Source organism: Delftia sp. 60 (assembly GCF_002754395.1).
Classification (GTDB): Bacteria; Pseudomonadota; Gammaproteobacteria; order Burkholderiales; family Burkholderiaceae_C; genus Comamonas; species Comamonas acidovorans.
Window position 1 is genome coordinate 5276935 of sequence record NZ_PEFD01000001.1, and the last position, 16506, is coordinate 5293440.

The 16506-nt window shown below is 67.9% G+C and carries 11 protein-coding genes; 6 read left to right on the top strand and 5 right to left on the bottom strand.

Going from position 1 to position 16506, the window contains the following annotated elements; translation table 11 throughout:
• Nucleotide 1: 1 nt before the first annotated feature.
• The 3 genes from dnaG (at nucleotide 2) to CLV01_RS23780 (ending at nucleotide 5369) form a co-directional block, all read left to right on the top strand.
• On the top strand, nucleotides 2-2035 hold the full coding sequence (dnaG, locus tag CLV01_RS23770) for a DNA primase (protein ID WP_065346030.1): 2034 nt from the start codon (nucleotides 2-4) through the stop codon (nucleotides 2033-2035).
• A 263-nt stretch (nucleotides 2036-2298) separates the two neighbouring features.
• Nucleotides 2299-4740, top strand: coding sequence for an RNA polymerase sigma factor RpoD (gene rpoD / locus CLV01_RS23775; protein ID WP_013801152.1), 2442 nt, complete (start codon nucleotides 2299-2301; stop codon nucleotides 4738-4740).
• A 149-nt stretch (nucleotides 4741-4889) separates the two neighbouring features.
• A complete protein-coding gene (locus CLV01_RS23780) occupies nucleotides 4890-5369 on the top strand; it encodes a CYTH domain-containing protein (protein ID WP_012206845.1) in 480 nt (159 codons plus the stop codon).
• An 85-nt stretch (nucleotides 5370-5454) separates the two neighbouring features.
• On the opposite strand, the gene CLV01_RS23785 is transcribed toward CLV01_RS23780, so the two are convergent.
• A complete protein-coding gene (locus tag CLV01_RS23785; protein ID WP_099733060.1) occupies nucleotides 5455-5961 on the bottom strand; it encodes a GNAT family N-acetyltransferase in 507 nt (168 codons plus the stop codon).
• Between the two features lie 41 nt (nucleotides 5962-6002).
• The gene (gene pdxR / locus CLV01_RS23790) at nucleotides 6003-7511 is read right to left on the bottom strand and encodes a MocR-like pyridoxine biosynthesis transcription factor PdxR (protein WP_099733059.1); all 1509 of its coding nucleotides are present in this window, start codon (nucleotides 7509-7511) and stop codon (nucleotides 6003-6005) included.
• Nucleotides 7512-7656: 145 nt separating this feature from the next.
• On the opposite strand from pdxR, the gene gabT reads away from it, so the two are divergent.
• The 3 genes from gabT (at nucleotide 7657) to CLV01_RS23805 (ending at nucleotide 11560) form a co-directional block, all read left to right on the top strand.
• Nucleotides 7657-8967, top strand: coding sequence for a 4-aminobutyrate--2-oxoglutarate transaminase (gabT, locus tag CLV01_RS23795; protein WP_013801148.1), 1311 nt, complete (start codon nucleotides 7657-7659; stop codon nucleotides 8965-8967).
• Nucleotides 8968-8997: 30 nt separating this feature from the next.
• The gene (locus CLV01_RS23800) at nucleotides 8998-10455 is read left to right on the top strand and encodes an NAD-dependent succinate-semialdehyde dehydrogenase (RefSeq protein WP_099733058.1); all 1458 of its coding nucleotides are present in this window, start codon (nucleotides 8998-9000) and stop codon (nucleotides 10453-10455) included.
• 127 nt (nucleotides 10456-10582) lie between these two features.
• The gene (locus CLV01_RS23805; RefSeq protein ID WP_099733057.1) at nucleotides 10583-11560 is read left to right on the top strand and encodes a ketopantoate reductase family protein; all 978 of its coding nucleotides are present in this window, start codon (nucleotides 10583-10585) and stop codon (nucleotides 11558-11560) included.
• Here the strand turns inward: CLV01_RS23805 and CLV01_RS23810 are convergent.
• The 3 genes from CLV01_RS23810 to CLV01_RS23820 all read right to left on the bottom strand — a co-directional run bounded on the left by CLV01_RS23810 (nucleotide 11548) and on the right by CLV01_RS23820 (nucleotide 16465).
• Nucleotides 11548-13728 carry a TonB-dependent receptor domain-containing protein gene (locus CLV01_RS23810; protein ID WP_099733056.1) on the bottom strand — a complete coding sequence of 727 codons (2181 nt, stop codon included), beginning with the start codon at nucleotides 13726-13728 and terminating at the stop codon, nucleotides 11548-11550. The genes CLV01_RS23805 and CLV01_RS23810 overlap by 13 nt on opposite strands.
• A gap of 229 nt (nucleotides 13729-13957) precedes the next feature.
• Complete coding sequence (locus CLV01_RS23815) at nucleotides 13958-15343, bottom strand: sulfite reductase subunit alpha (RefSeq protein WP_099733055.1); 1386 nt, start codon at nucleotides 15341-15343, stop codon at nucleotides 13958-13960.
• Nucleotides 15344-15388: 45 nt separating this feature from the next.
• Nucleotides 15389-16465 carry an FAD:protein FMN transferase gene (locus CLV01_RS23820; protein ID WP_099735068.1) on the bottom strand — a complete coding sequence of 359 codons (1077 nt, stop codon included), beginning with the start codon at nucleotides 16463-16465 and terminating at the stop codon, nucleotides 15389-15391.
• Nucleotides 16466-16506: the final 41 nt, after the last annotated feature.

Consider the following 16506-nt stretch of genomic DNA (forward strand, 5'->3'; position numbering starts at 1 on the left):
GATGGCCCCGCGAAGGCACAATACGCGGGTGTCCATTCCCCAATCGTTCATCCAGGAATTGCTCTCGCGCGTCGACGTGGTCGATATCGTGGGACGCTACGTGCAGCTCAGGAAGGGCGGCGCCAACTTCATGGGCCTGTGCCCGTTCCACAGCGAGAAGTCGCCCTCCTTCACCGTCAGTCCCAGCAAGCAGTTCTATCACTGCTTTGGCTGCGGCAAGAATGGCAACGCCATCGGCTTTCTGATGGACCATGCCGGCATGGGCTTCGTCGAAGCCGTGCAGGATCTTGCCGGCCAGGTCGGCCTGCAGGTGCCGCAGGACGACATCAGCCCCGCCGAGCGCGAGCGCCAGGCCGCGCAAAAGCAGAAACAGGCCACCCTCACCGACGTGCTGGAGAAGGCAGGCGACGCCTACCGCAAGCACCTCAAGGCATCGCCCCAGGCCATCGACTACCTCAAGCGCCGCGGCGTCTCGGGCGAGACCGCCAAGCGCTTCGGCCTGGGCTACGCGCCTGCGGGCTGGCGGTCGCTGGCCAGCGTGTTTCCGCAGTACGACGATCCGCAGCTCGAAGAATCGGGCCTGGTCATCGTTGGCGAGGGCGACGACAAGCGCTACGACCGCTTCCGCGACCGGCTGATGTTTCCCATCCGCAACGTCAAGGGCGAGTGCATCGGCTTCGGCGGCCGCGTCTTCGGCGACGAGAAGCCCAAATACCTGAATTCGCCCGAAACCCCGGTCTTTCACAAGGGGCGCGAGCTCTACGGCCTGTTCGAGGCCCGCACCGCCCTGCGCGACATGGGCTATGCGCTGGTCACCGAAGGCTATATGGACGTGGTGGCCCTGGCCCAGCTGGGCTTTGCCAACGCCGTCGCCACGCTGGGCACGGCCTGCACGCCCGACCATATTCACAAACTGTTTCGATTTACCGAGGCCGTCGTCTTCAGCTTCGACGGCGACGCGGCGGGCCGGCGCGCCGCGCGCAAGGCGCTTGATGCCGCCCTGCCCTATGCCAGCGACACGCGCAGCGTCAAATTCCTCTTCCTGCCCGCCGAGCATGACCCGGACAGCTTCATCCGCGAATACGGCAGCGAAGCCTTTGCCCGCTACGTGGGCGACGCGCTGCCGTTGAGCCGCTTTCTCATCGAAGCCGCCAGCGAGGGCTGCGACCTGGGCCAGGCCGAAGGCCGTGCCCACATGGCCAGCAATGCCCGCCCGCTGTGGACGGCACTGCCTGACGGCGCCCTCAAGCGCCAGCTGCTGGGCGAGATCGCCGAACTCGTGCAGCTGGATGCGCGCGATCTCTCGGACCTGTGGTCGCAGGAAGCCGCCCGCAGCGGCCCGGCACGGGGCTCCATGGCCGGTGGCGCCCACCATCCGGGCCAGGCCAGCCATGCACCGGCCGCGGCCGACTGGGGCCAGCCGGCCGAATACAACGCCCCATCGGGCTGGCCCGAGGGGGGCAGCCAGGGCGGCGGCACAGGCGGCTGGCGTGGCGGCGAGCCCGGGCGCGGCGGCAAAAAGCCCTGGCCGCGCAAGCCCTGGGACAAAAATGGCCGCAGCGACTTCAACCCGCCGCCCATGGGGCCGCGCGTAGCCCCCGCCACACGCACGGACCAGGCGGCGCGCCTGCTCATGGCGCACATGGAGTTCATGGAAGAACTCACCCACGAGGACTTCGAGGCGCTGGCGCGCTGCGCCGCCGGGCACGGCGCGCTGTTCCGCTGGATGGAAGCACAGTTCCAGGAATCCGGCCCCCGGCCCTTCGCCGTACTGCGCGAGCAGTTGCGCGGCCTGCCCCATGAGGTGCTGGCGGACAAGCTGATGAGCGGCCCCCACGCCCACCCCGAAGGCGAGCTGTCCGAGCTGCGCCGCGAGCTGCGCGGCGTGCTCAACCGCATCGTCATCGACCACATCAAGGCCCAGATCGACGAAGCCGTGCGCGACATGGCACGGGACCCCAGCGCCGCCCAGCGCTATCGCGATCTCTTTGCCCGACAGCAGGTCCTGGAAAACCAGATGCGTACTTCCTCTTGAAATCGAGGTAAGCAGATATAATTAGGGGCTATCGGCAAGAGCGACAGCAGCACCTCCGGACCGGGCCCCGTGAAGAACTCACGTGATTGCAGCAACTGCACGGCCCAATTTCCCGCAAGGACTGCACACCAAATGTTCGCCCAGACATCTTGCCTGGAACGTTTTTCGCTTCCCTGGCGGACCTAGTCCGTCCGCGCGTGCGCCTAGGCGGCGCTTGTTTGAGTTTCCCTTTGTGTGTGTTCGCTCCTGACCGTGAGGTGTTCATGCCCGTTTCAAAGTCCGTGAAGTCCAAGCAGGCCCCCGAAGCTCCAGCGAAGCCCAAGACTTCGACAACCTCTTCAGCCCCGGCCAAGGCCGGTGCCGGCAAAGCCGCTGCAGGACCGAAGAGCGCCGCATCTGCGGCCAAAGCAAAGAAAGATACCGACGTGGTAACCAAGTCCCAAGCCGAACTCAAAGCCATGGCCGACGAGCTGCTCGCCGCCGCGACCCCCAAGCGCGGCCGCAAGAAGGCAGCCGAAGGCGACGACGCCCCCGCCCAGACCGAAAAGAAGCCTGCCGCCGCCAAGAAGGCGCCGGCCAAGGCAGCCGCAAGCTCCACCGCCGCTGCCAAGACCCCCGCCAAGCGCGGCCGCAAGCCCAAGGCCAAGGAAGGCGGCGACGACATCGATGATGCCGACCTGTCCGATATCGATGGCGACATCGACGGCGAAGGTGAAGGCGAGTCCGAGGTCGAGACCGAAGTGGAAGTCGAGGTCGAGACCACTTCGGCCCCGGCCGAAAAGGTCAAGCCCCTGCGCATGAAGATCAGCAAGGCCAAGGAACGCGCCTTGATGAAGGAATTCGGCCTGGACGAAACCGTCCTGACCGAAGAGGAAATGTCCACCCGCCGCCAGCGTCTGAAGGCGCTGATCAAGCTGGGCAAGACGCGCGGCTACCTGACGCACAGCGAAATCAACGACCACCTGCCCGACAAGCTGGTCGATGCCGAGACGCTGGAAGTCGTGATCTCCATGCTCAACGACATGGGCGTGGCCGTCTACGAGCAGACTCCCGATGCGGAAACCCTGCTGCTGAACAACACGGGCCAGTCCGCCACCACCGAAGAGGAAGCCGAGGAAGAGGCCGAAGCCGCCCTGTCCACGGTGGACTCCGAGTTCGGCCGCACCACCGACCCCGTGCGCATGTACATGCGCGAAATGGGCACGGTCGAGCTGCTGACGCGCGAAGGCGAAATCGAAATCGCCAAGCGCATCGAAGGCGGCCTGATGGACATGATGGAGGCCATCTCGGCCTCGCCTGCCACCATCGCCGAGATCCTGGCCATGTCCGAGGAAATCCGCGAAGGCAAGGTCGTCATCTCCACCATCGTCGACGGCTTCGTCAACGCCAATGAGAACGACGACTACGTGGCCGAAGAAGACTTCGACGAATACGACGAAGAGGACGACGACGACGGCAAGGGCGGCTCCAAGGCGCTGACCAAGAAGCTCGAAGAACTCAAGAACGAGGCGCTGCGCCGCTTCGACGCCATGCGCGAGAACTTCGACAAGATGCACAAGGTGTACGACAAGGACGGCTACGGCACGCCCGTGTACATGAAGGTGCAGAAGGCCCTGACCGAAGAGCTGATGACCATCCGCTTCACGGCCAAGACCATCGAGAAGCTGTGCGACCTCGTGCGCGCCCAGGTGGATGACGTGCGCAAGAAGGAACGCGAGCTGCGCAAGATCATCGTGGACAAGTGCGGCATGCCGCAGGAGACCTTCATCGCCCAGTTCCCGCCCAACCTGCTGAACCTGCAGTGGGTGGTGCAGCAGGTCGCGGCCGGCAAGCCCTGGAGCAATGTGCTCGAGCGCAACATCCCGCCCGTGCAGGAGCTGCAGCAGAACCTGATCGACCTGCAATCGCGCGTGGTCGTGCCGCTGGACGAGCTCAAGCGCATCAACAAGCGCATGAACGATGGCGAGCGCGCCAGCCGTGACGCCAAGAAGGAGATGATCGAGGCCAACCTGCGCCTGGTGATCTCCATCGCCAAGAAGTACACGAACCGCGGCCTGCAGTTCCTGGACCTGATCCAGGAAGGCAACATCGGCCTGATGAAGGCGGTGGACAAGTTCGAATACCGTCGCGGCTACAAGTTCTCGACCTATGCCACGTGGTGGATCCGTCAGGCCATCACGCGCTCGATCGCCGACCAGGCGCGCACCATCCGCATCCCGGTGCACATGATCGAGACCATCAACAAGATGAACCGCATCTCGCGCCAGCATCTGCAGGAGTTCGGCTTCGAGCCCGATGCGTCCATCCTGGCGGCCAAGATGGAGATCCCCGAGGACAAGATCCGCAAGATCATGAAGATCGCCAAGGAGCCGATCTCCATGGAAACGCCGATCGGCGACGACGACGATTCGCACCTGGGCGACTTCATCGAGGACACCAACAACACCGCTCCCGTGGACGCCGCCATGCAGGCCGGCCTGCGCGACGTCGTCAAGGACATCCTCGACGGCCTCACCCCGCGCGAAGCCAAGGTGCTGCGCATGCGCTTCGGCATCGAAATGTCCACCGACCACACGCTGGAAGAAGTGGGCAAGCAGTTCGACGTCACGCGCGAACGCATCCGCCAGATCGAGGCCAAGGCCCTGCGCAAGCTCAAGCACCCGAGCCGCTCGGACAAGCTGCGCAGCTTCATCGACTCGCTGTAAGGCGCTGTGGATGCCGGCCCCCGGGCCGGCAATCGCCCCCCAGGAAAGCCCCGCACTCCCCTGCGGGGCTTTTTGTTTGTGGCGGGCCATCTGCCGGCAGGGCGACGGTGGCGCGATAGACTGCCGCCTTTGTCTGCACGGGCAACAGCATGGCTCTCGAAATCGAACGCAAATACCTGGTGGCCGACCCTGGCATCGTGGCAGGCCTGACCGGCGTGCGCATGGCGCAGGGATACATCGCCGACAACGGCATGTGGGTGCGGGTGCGCATCGCCGGAGACACCGGATTTCTCACGCTCAAGGGCCCGGCACGCGGCATGAGCCGGGCCGAATTCGAATACCGGATCCCGCTGGCCGATGCCGAGACGCTGCTGGCCCAGCACTGCGCGCATGGCGCCATCGACAAGGTGCGCTACATCGTGCCGGTGGACGGCTTCGACTTCGAGGTCGATGTGTTCGAAGGCCCCCTGGCCGGCCTGGTCACGGCCGAGATCGAACTGGCGAGCGAGGATATCCAGCCGCCATCGCCCGCCTGGCTGGGCGCGGAGGTCACCACCGACCTGCGCTACAGCAATTCGCAACTGGCCAAGACCCGGCAGTTGCCTTCGCCGGCCGTGCTGCCGGGTTGAAGCAGGACGGCCCTGTGGACGCCCCGGGGCTATAGGGACTGACTGCCGGGACTGACTGCCGGAACTGCCTGCGCTGTGCAGCGGTTCAGCCGCCTGCCCGGTCCAGGGCCATGGCCTGCACCTGCAATCCGGAGCCCTCCCGCAGCGGCTGCAGATCGCCCTGCGCCCGGAAGCCATGCGCCAAATACAGCCGCATGGCGGGAGAGTCTGCTGCGGTCACGCCCAGCCGCACACGCCGCATGCCCATCTGCCAGGCCCAGGCGACGGCCTGCGCCAGCAGCGCCTGGCCCGCGCCCCGGCCACGCGCGGCAGGATCGACCCACATCTGAAAGAGGTCGGCCACGCCGGGCTCGTCGGCACACAGCTTGCACCAGACCAGGCCGCAGGCCTGTTCGCCGTTGACGGCGAAGAGCACCCTGTCCCTGCCCCCGGCAGCAGCGGCCTGCAGCCGTGCAGCCCAGTCCGCGTCCGCCCTTGCAGCCTCTGCCGCCCAGGTGCTGCCGAAGGCGTCGGGGGCATCGCGCAGGGCACGCAGGCGGATATCGCGGTACTGCGGCCATTCATGGGGATCAACGGTGCGGATGGAGATCATGGAGCTTTCTGCGTCAGGCAAAGGGGTTGGGAAAGAGAACCTCAGCCCCGGCCATGCCGGGCTGCGAGCACCGCCAGCATACGGAAGAAGGCGGCACCGATCTCCTCCTCGCAGACGCAGGCGTATCCCAGCAGCAGGCCGCGCCGCTTGTGCGGGCCTGCGTAGTAGCGCGACAGCGGCTTGACGAAGATGCCCACCTGCCGGAGATCCTCGGCAAGCTCCACATCGTCGTCCTGGCCCGGCAGCTGCATCACGAAATGCAGGCCTGCGCTGCTTTCCACCCAGGGCAGGTGGTCGGCGCCCAGGTAGCGCTCGATCAGGGACAGCAGCATGCGGCGGCGCTTGCCGTAGAGCAGGCGCATCTTGCGGATATGGGCAGCGTAGTGGCCTTCGGTGATCAACTCGGCAATCACCTGCTGGGGCAGCTGGTGCCCCTCGCGGTACAGCTCGGAATGGATGCGCCGCAGGGGCTCGGCCAGCGCCGGTGGCAGCACCATGTAGCCCATGCGCAGCCCCGGATAGAGGGTTTTGCTGAAGGTGCCTATGTAGATCACGGGCGCACCTTCCTCCATGCCCTGCATGCTGGGCACGGGACTGCCGGAGAAGCGGAATTCGCTGTCGTAGTCGTCCTCCACGATCCAGGCGCCCACGCGGCGCGCATAGGCAATCAGCGCACGGCGCCGGGCCATGCTCATGACGGCGCCCAGGGGATATTGGTGCGAGGGCGTGACGAAAATCAGCCGGGGCGCGGGCAGGCCTTCGGGCAGTTGCATGCCCTCCTCGTCCACGGGCACGCTGTGCAGGTGCAGCCCGTGCTGCATGCGCAGCACGTTGGCAATGCCCCAGTAGCCGGGCTCCTCCATCCACACGCAGTCGCCGGGATCGGCAAGGCTGCGCACCACCAGGTCGATGGCCTGGTGCACGCCTTCGGTGATCAGCACCTGGCCCGGCCCGCAGTCCACCGAGCGCGCCACGCGCAGGTGCTCGGCCAGGGCCTGCTTGAGCGTGTCCACGCCGCCGCGCGTGCCGTAGGTCAGCAGTTGCGGCCCGGCGTGGCGCAGCAGGCGGTTGTGGATGCGCGCATAGGTGGCGCGCGGAAATTCGGTCACGTCGGGCACGCCGGGCATGAAGGCGCCCCATTGCTGCTCGGAGGCCTGGGCCGTTTTCAGCAGGGCCTGCGCCTGTGCAGACAGGCCGCCGCCCGGTGCGGGCGCCGCGGCGGTGGCGCGGCGTGCGGGTGCACGCCCGCCGCTCAGCAGCAAGGCCGCAGGCAGGGTGTCCACCACATGCGTGCCCCGCCCCACCTGGCTGCGCACATAGCCCTCCACCTGCAGCTGCTCGTAGGCGTGGTTGACGGTATTGCGCGACACGCCCAGCTCGCGCGCCAGGTCACGCGAGGCAGGCAGACGGCTGCGCGGCAACAGGGCCCCGCTGTCTATGGCCTGGCGGATGGCCAGGTACAGGCCCCGGTTGAGATGAGTGCGGTCGCCGCCCAGCCCGCGCCAGTCCATCTGGAGGATGAGATCCGCGCACACGGAGGGTTTTGCCATGCCTGCCTTGGTGGAGTGAGGATAGAGGTGGAGGTGGAGGCGCGCTCAATTGGCACCACCATCTTTTCAAAAGATGGCTCCAGTCATGGAACCAATGGCCACTATAACGGGAAGCCTTGCATCCCCATCAACGGAGAACCCTCTCATGTCCAGCGCCACCGCCTCTTCCCCGAACCAGCAACTCCAGAACCGGCGCAACGCCGCCATGCCGCGCGGCGTGGGCGTGATGTGCGGCTTCCATGCCGTGCAGGCCGACAACGCCCTGCTGACCGATGCCGAGGGCCGGCAGTACATCGATTTCGCGGCCGGCATTGCCGTGCTCAACACGGGCCACCGCCATCCGCGCGTGGTCCAGGCCGTGCAGCAGCAACTGGAGCGCTTCACGCACACGGCCTTCCAGATCGTTCCCTACGAAAGCGCCATTGCACTGGCCGAGCGCATCAATGCGCTGGCGCCCATCGACGGCCCGGCCAAGACCGCCTTCTTCACCACGGGCGCCGAGGCCGTGGAGAACGCCGTCAAGATCGCGCGCCATGCCACGGGCCGCTCGGCCGTGATCGCCTTCCAGGGCGCCTTCCATGGCCGCACCCAGCTGGGCATGGCACTGACAGGCAAGGTGGCACCCTACAAGCAGGGCTTCGGCCCCATGCCGGGCGAAGTCTTCCACGCGCCCTTCCCCAGCGAGCAGGCCGGCGTAAGCGTGCAGCAGTCGCTGGACGCCATTGCCATGCTGCTCAAGACCTCGGTGGACCCGCAGCGCGTGGCCGCCATCATCGTGGAGCCCGTACAGGGCGAAGGGGGCTTTCACCCCGTGCCTGCCGCCCTGTTCACCGGCCTGCGCCAGCTGTGCGACCAGCACGGCATGCTGCTGATCGCCGACGAGGTGCAGACCGGCTTCGCTCGCACGGGCAAGCTGTTCGCCATGGAGCACTACGGCGTGCAGCCCGACCTGATCACCATGGCCAAGAGCCTGGGCGGCGGCCTGCCGATCTCGGGCGTGGTGGGCCGCGCGGCCGTCATGGACGCACCCCATCCCGGCGGCCTGGGCGGCACCTATGCCGCCAACCCGCTGGCCGTGGCCGCGGCCCATGCCGTGCTCGACGTGATCGATGAAGAACGGCTGTGCGAGCGCGCCCACGCACTGGGCAACCAGCTGCGCGCGCGCCTGCAAGCCCTGCAGGCGCAGGATGCCGGCATTGCCGACGTGCGCGGACTGGGCTCGATGCTGGCCGTGGAGTTCCGCCTTCCCGGCAGCGGCGAGCCCGATGCGCAGCGCGTGGCCGCCGTCGTCCGGCACGCGCAGGAGCAGGGCCTGCTGCTGCTGACCTGCGGCCTGTACGGCAACGCCATCCGCTTTCTCTATCCGCTGACGATTCCACAGCCGCTGTTCGCCAGGGCCCTGGACATCATCGACAGCGCCATCACCCAGAGCGCGTCCCAGCCAGTCGCCGCCTGAATCCCCATCCCAGCCACACCCTGCTGCACCATGAGTCTTTCACTGCAACGCCCCGATCTGTTCCGCCAGGCCTGCCTGCTCGCCGAGGGCTGGCGAGCCGTGGGCTCCGGCCCCGCCATCGACGTCTTCAACCCCGCCACGGGCGAGCGCCTGGGCCAGGTGCCTGCCCTGCAGGCCGGCGAGACCGAAGCCGCCATTGCCGCCGCACAGCGCGCCCTGCCCGCCTGGGCCGCGCTGACGGGCAAGCAGCGCGCCGGCATCCTGCGCCGCTGGTTCGACCTGATGCTGGCGCACCAGGACGATCTGGCGCGGCTGATGACCCTGGAGCAGGGCAAGCCCCTGGCCGAGGCGCGCGGCGAGATCGCCTACGCGGCCTCCTTCATCGAATGGTTTGCCGAGGAAGGCAAGCGCGTGGACGGAGAACTGCTGCAGTCGCCCACGGCCGGCCAGCAGCTGCTGACGCTGCGCGAGCCCATTGGCGTGTGCGCCGCCATCACGCCCTGGAACTTTCCGGCCGCCATGATCACGCGCAAGGCCGGCCCGGCGCTGGCCGCCGGCTGCACCATGCTGGTCAAGCCGGCCGAAAGCACGCCCTTCACCGCCCTGGCCCTGGCCGTGCTGGCCGAGGAGGCCGGCATTCCAGCCGGCGTCTTCCAGGTGCTGACCGGCCACCCGCAGGACATCGGCCAGGCGCTGACCCAAAGCCCCGTGGTGCGCAAGCTCAGCTTCACGGGCTCCACGGCCACCGGGCGGCTGCTGATGCGCCAGTGCAGCGACACGGTCAAGAAGCTGTCGCTGGAGCTGGGCGGCAATGCGCCGTTGATCGTGTTCGACGATGCCGATATCGACCAGGCCGTGGCCGGCATCCTGGCCTCCAAGTTCCGCAACGCGGGCCAGACCTGCGTATGCGCCAACCGCATCTATGTGCACGACCGCATCCATGACGAACTGGCCCGCCGCCTGGCGCGGGCCATGGCGGAGTTCAAGGTCGGCAACGGCCTGGAGCCCGGCGTGACGCATGGCCCGCTGATCAACGAGGCCGCCGTGCAGAAGGTGGAAAGCCATGTGGCCGACGCGCTGTCCAAGGGCGCACGCCTGCTGGCCGGTGGCAGGCGCCCGGTGCCGGGCCAGTTGTTCTTCGAGCCCACGCTGCTGGCCGATGTGAACGACAGCATGCGGGTCTGCGAGGAAGAGACCTTCGGCCCGCTGGCGCCGCTGTTCCGCTTCCACGACGAGGACGAAGTGGTGCGCCGCGCCAACGACACCATCTACGGCCTGGCCGCCTATCTGTTCACCAACGACAACCGCCGCATCTGGCGCGTATCGCGTGCGCTGGAGTACGGCATGGTGGGCATCAACACCGGCCTGATCTCCAACGAGGTCGCGCCCTTCGGCGGCGTCAAGCAGTCCGGCCTGGGCCGCGAGGGCTCGCGCCACGGCATCGAGGAATACCTGGAAACCAAGTACCTGTGCCTGCAGACGGCATGAGCACGGTATGAGCACGGCATGAGGACGGCCTGAAGTCCGCAGTGCCCCCCCGCAGGGAAGACAGCATGGGCCCTTGACGGCAGCCTGGCTAGACTGGGTGCCATCAAAGGCCTATCCGATTCGCACCATGGACGCTTCTTCCGCCAGCCCCTCCTCCCCCACCGCGCCGCTGCGCATCGCCGTCATGGGCGCAGGCGCCGTGGGCTGCTATTTCGGCGCACTGCTGGCACGCGCCGGCCACCAGGTCACGCTGATTGGCCGTCCCGCCCATGTGCAGGCCGTGCAGCAGCATGGCCTGCGGCTGGAGACGGCGGCGCTGGACATCCAGGTGCCCATGCAGGCATCGACCGAGGCCAGCGCCGTGCGCGATGCCGATGTGGTGATGTTCTGCGTCAAGTCCACGGCCACCGAGGAAGCGGCCCGCGAGATGCAGCCGCACCTGGCGCCGGGCGCCCTGGTGCTGACCATGCAAAACGGCGTGGACAACGACGAGCGCGTGCGCGCCGTGCTGGGCCCGTCCGTTGCCGTGGCGGCCGCCGTGGTCTATGTGGCCACGGCCATGGCCGGTCCCGGCCATGTGCGCCACTTCGGGCGTGGCGAGCTGGTCATCGCGCCCTCTGCACTCAGCGAACAGGTGGCCCGGCAATTTGGCGCGGCGGGCATTGCCGTGCAGGTATCGCCCGATGTGCGCGGCGCGCTGTGGGCCAAGCTGGTGATCAACTGCGCCTACAACGCGCTGTCGGCGCTGTGCCAGCTGCCCTACGGCCCGCTGGTGCAGGCGCCCGGCGTGGCGCACGTGGTGGACGATGTGGTGGCCGAATGCCTGGCCGTGGCAAGGGCCGACGGCGTGGCCCTGCCCGGCGACGTGCCCGCTGCCGTGCGGGGCCTGCCGGCCACCATGCCGGGCCAGTTCTCGTCCACCGCCCAGGATCTGGCGCTGGGCAAGCCCAGCGAAATCGACCACCTGAACGGCTACGTGGTGCGGCGCGGCGAGGCCCTGGGCGTGCCCGTGCCGCTGAACCGCACGCTGCAGGTGCTGGTCAGGCTAGCCCCTTCACGCATGCAGGCCAGCCAGGCGCCCCGTAACCCGCCTCAGAACTCGTAGTTGGCGGACACCCACAGGCGGCGGCCTTCCTGGTTGTTCGCGTAGCGGTTGCCAAAGATCACGGTACCCTGGACCTGGCCCGGTACGTTGTAGGGCTGGTAGTCCACGAAATCCTTGTTGAACAGGTTGTAGATGGCCGCGTTGATGGTGAACTGCTTGCTCACGCGGTAGCTGCCACCCAGGTGGAACTGGGTATAGGCCTTGTAGTTGCCCAGCGCGGCCTTGGCGGCCTGGGAGCTGGCGCTGGTGCCGGGGTCGCGGTAGCGTTCGCTGCGGTATTCGGCACGCAGCCACAGGTTCCACTGGGCACCCGGCTCCCAGTTCAGGCGGGCGTTGAGCGCATGCTTGGGCGTGTCGCTCAGCGGGTTGCCGCGGTTGGGGCCGCTCTTTTGCTCGCTCTTGGTGAAGGTGTAGTTGGCGCTGGCATTCCAGCCGCGCGCCAGCGGCATGCGCGCACTCAGCTCCAGGCCGCGCGTGACGGCCTCGTCCACGTTGATGGACTGGCCGAAGGCATCCACCAGGGGCCAGTTGCCGAAGCTCACGCAGCCGGGGCGGTTGGGCGCTGCCGCAAAGTCGCAGTTGATCAGGCCCGGGCCGCTGGTGATCTTGTCCTTGAACTCGTTGTTGAACACCGTGGCGCTGCCCGCAAAGCCCGTGGGGCTGTCGAAATAGACGCCCAGTTCGGTGGTGCGGCTGGTTTCGGGCTTGAGGTTGGGGCTGCCCACCAGCGGCAGGCGGCCCTGCTGGCCGAAGCCGTTGATGCCGGGCGCCAGCTGCTCCACGCGCGGCGTCTTGTAGCCGTTGCTGACGCCGCCCTTCACGGTCCACTGCGGCGCGGCATTCCACACGCCGTAGATGCGCGGGCTGAGCTTGCCGCCGAAGAGGCTGTGGCGGTCATAGCGCGCGCCCATGGTGAGCTTGAAGGCGTCGGTCAGGCTCCATTCGTCCTCGGCAAACAGGGCCTTCTGCGTGAAGGCGAACTTGTTCGGCGCCACGCCGTCCTTCATCTCGGCATCCCACCACTGGCCGCCCAGCGTGGTCAGGTGGGCACCCCAGGGCAGGACCAGCTTGCTGTCCAGCACCTTGCTTTCCACCTCCAGCGTGCGCGCAGCGCCCGGTGTCGCGCCCGGCGTTCCCGGGGGAACGGTGCGGCCCATGGTTTCGGTGCGGTTGACCATGAAGCTGGTGTCCCAGGTTCCGAAGCCGAAGCGGCCCGTGTGCGCCAGTGTGAGCTGGTCGCGGTTGTATTTCTGCTCGGGGCCGTAGCCGCCCTGCAGCCCCAGCGTGCCGAGCTGGCCGCGCGAGTTGTCATAGGTCTGGCGGCCCGAGTCCAGGTCCAGCGTGATGTCGTGGTACCTGTTGGGCGTGAGCGCCAGGCGCAGGCCCAGGTTGTTGATCTCGGACTTGACGGGGTTGCCGCCCATGAGGGGAACGGCGGGCTGGCCGTTGGCGCCCGCATAGGTGATGTCCGAAGCGGCCCGGCGCTGCGTGCTGCCGCGGATCGACAGGCCCAGCAGGTCCTCCTTGATGGGGCCGCTCAGGTAGAACTTGCCGGATTTGATGTCGCCGAACTCCGACTCTTGCTGCAGCGTGTAGTCGGCGCTGACGCTGCCCGTCCAGGTCTTGCCGACCTTGCGGGTGATGATGTTGATCACGCCGCCCATGGCGTCGGAGCCGTAGAGCGTGGACATGGGGCCGCGGATGACCTCGATGCGCTCGATGGCGCCGATGGGCGGCATGAAGCTGGTCTGCGTCTCGCCAAAGCCGTTGGGCGTGACGTTGCCGGCCGAGTTCTGGCGGCGGCCGTCGATGAGCACCAGCGTGTAGTCGCTGGGCATGCCGCGGATGCTGATGTTCAGGCCGCCGGTCTTGCCTGCGGGGGCGCCCACGTCGATGCCTTCCACGCTTTCCAGCGCGTCGGTCAGGCTGCCGAAGCGGCCCTTGGCCAGTTCCTCACGCGGGATGACGGTGATGGAGGCCGGCGCCTCCTTGATGTCCTGCTCGAAACCCGAGGCGGAGACCACGACTTCGCGCAGCTCCGTGGCGGACGCGGCATTGCCTGTTGCCGTCTGAGCAGAGACGGCACCCGAAGCGCAGACGGCAGCCACCACAAGGGCCAGATGGGAAGGACGCGACGGAAGAACTCCGCGCAGATCGCGATACGACATGCAAACACTCCAGAAACGGAAAACGGGCTGTGGGGCCCGTGAAACTCGCTTTGAAATGTTTGGTTATGCGATGGGATGGGGATATGCAACGAAATTATATGAACATTGAGAATCATTTCCATTCTCATGATCACAATAGGATTTATCTGTCGCACGGATGCTACGTTCCTAGGAGCAGAAAGCGCTGACGGCACCAATGCTTGCGCTGGCGCAAGCTGCTCTCACCACCTCAATACACATCACGCCGGTAGCGGCCGCTGCGCACCAGCTGGTCCATCTGCGCCTCACCCAGCACGGCGTGCAGCGCCTGGTCCACGCCCTGGGCCATGCCCTGCAGGCTGCCGCACACGTAGATGGCTGCGCCCTGCGCCACCCATTGGCGCAAGACATCGCCGGACTGCGCCAGCAGGTCCTGCACATAGGCGCGCGGCGCGCCTTCGCTGCGGTCGCGCGAGAAGGCCAGGTCCAGGCGCTGCAGCACGCCGCCATCGCACCATGCCTGAAGCTCGTCGCCGTACAGCCGGTCGTGCGCCGCATTGCGCTCGCCGAACAGCAGCCAGTTGGGACCCAGGCCCGCCGCAGCACGCGCGCGCAGGTGGCTGCGCAGGCCGGCCAGGCCCGTGCCGTTGCCGATCAGCACCAGCGGGCGCTGCAGGTTGTCTTCCAGCCGGAAATTGCGGTGCGCACGCAGCCTCAGGGTGATGGCAGCCCCCAGGGGCGCGCCCTGCGTGAGCCAGCCCGAGGCCAGGCCCGGCGAGCCATCCTCGCGCCGCGCCTGGCGCACCAGCAGGTGCACGCAGCCATCCTGGGCGATGGAGGCGATGGAGTACTCGCGCGGATGCTGCGGGTCCGCAGGAATGCAGACCTGCGCCAGGTCGCCGGACTCCCACAGCGCGGGCTCCGTTGCAGGGGGCTGCAGCTCGATGTGGAACACCGGCTCGCCTGCGCTGCCCGGGTTCATGTGCCGGCGCGCGGCCAGCGTCCATTCGCTGAAGACCGGCTGCTCCCATGCCGGCATGTCGCCCAGGCTGCTGATCTGGGTCAGCTGGTGCTGCCAGGCGGTCAGCGCCTGCGGCGCGCCGTTGTCCATTTCAATGCGCTCGAACCAGGGCCTGGCGCCACCGGCACGCAGCCAGCTGTCCAGCGCGCGGCCAAAGCCGCAGAACTGCGCGTACTGCCGGTCGCCCAGCGCCAGCAGACCGTATTGCAGATGGGACAGCGGCCGTGCATCGGCCATGGCGTTCGCCAGGAACAGCGCCGCGTTGTCGGGCGGGTCGCCTTCGCCATAGGTGCTGGCGATGAACAGCGCCCTTTGCGTGCGCGCCAGCAGGTCGGCATCCACAGCGTCCAGGGCGCACAGGTGCACGCTTTCTCCGGCCGTGTGCAGCAGCCGGGCGGTCTCGCGCGCCAGCTCCTCGGCCTGGCCGGTCTGGCTGGCATAGGCCACAAGCAGGGGCAGCGCGCCCTCGCGTGCGCTGGTCAGCGCAGCCGCTTCCTGCCGGGCCCGCATGCGCTGGCGGCGCTCGCGCCACCAGATGGCGGCGCACATGGCCGCATAGAGCAGGACCAGCACGGCGGCTGCGAGTAAGCGCAGCCCAGGTTCGGACAAGGTCATGGCGGGGACCGGGAATCTACACGGCGGAAAAAGGGAAGGAAACGCTCACGGCAGCAGCGCGGCAAAAGCCGTTGTCATCGCCATGGCAGGGCCTTGCGCAGTGCGCTCGCACAGCAGCGCCGCCACGCCGCGCTGCTCGGCAAAGTCCAGGCCCTCGCGCGGCCCCAGCACGGTGAGCACGGTGGCCAGGGCGTCGGCCTGCATGCATTCGGCATGCAGCACGGTGACGCTGGTCAGGCCATGCGCCACGGGCTCGCCGCTGCGCGGATCGATGGTGTGGGAGTAGCGGCGCCCGCCCTGCTCGAAGGCATGCCAGTGGTCGCCCGAGGTGGCGATGGCCATGTCGCGCAGCGGCAGCGCCAGCGGCGTGGACGGGTCCGCCATGCTGGCCACTGCCACGCGCCAGGGCTGGTTGCCAGGGCGCTGACCGCAGGCACGCAGCTCGCCTCCCACCTCGACGAGGAAATCGGTATGGCCCAGCGCCTGCAGGCGCTCGGCGACCAGGTCCACCGAATAGCCTTTGGCGATGCCGCTGAAGTCCACATGGACGGCGCCGGGCTGCAGCGCGCGCCGGCCCGCCAGGTCCAGCACGATGCGCTGGTAGCCCACGCGCTCGCGCACCCGCCGCAGCGCATCGGCATCGGGGATGCCGGCGCCCTGCGCCTTTGCCGCGCGCGGGCCGAAGCCCCACAGATCAACCAGCGGCCCCACGGTAGGGTCCCAGGCGCCGCCGCTGGCCTGTGCCCACTCGAGTGCACAGGCCAGCACGGTGACGAATTCGGGCGGCAGTGCATGCCAGCTGCCGGGCTCGGCGCGGTTGAAGCGCGAGATGTCGGAGCCGGCTTCCCAGTTGCTCATCTGGCGCACGACCAGGGCCAGTGCAGCCTCTATGGCCTGGCACGCCTCATCGAGCGGGCGGAAATCCGGGTTGTGCAGGCGCACGCTCCAGGTCGTGCCCATGGCCTCGCCGGTGAGCGTTTGCAGCGCGGCGGGGTCTGCCCGCCGCACCGCCTGCGGCGCGTAGCCGGAGACGGCAAAGGACGCCGCGCCTGTGGGCACAGGCGTGGCAAGGCCCCGGCCTGCGCTGCCCTGCAACAGGGCGGGCGCGAAGCTCACGCGCACGGGCACGGGCGCAGACGGAGCCCCGGGTGGGGACGCAAGGC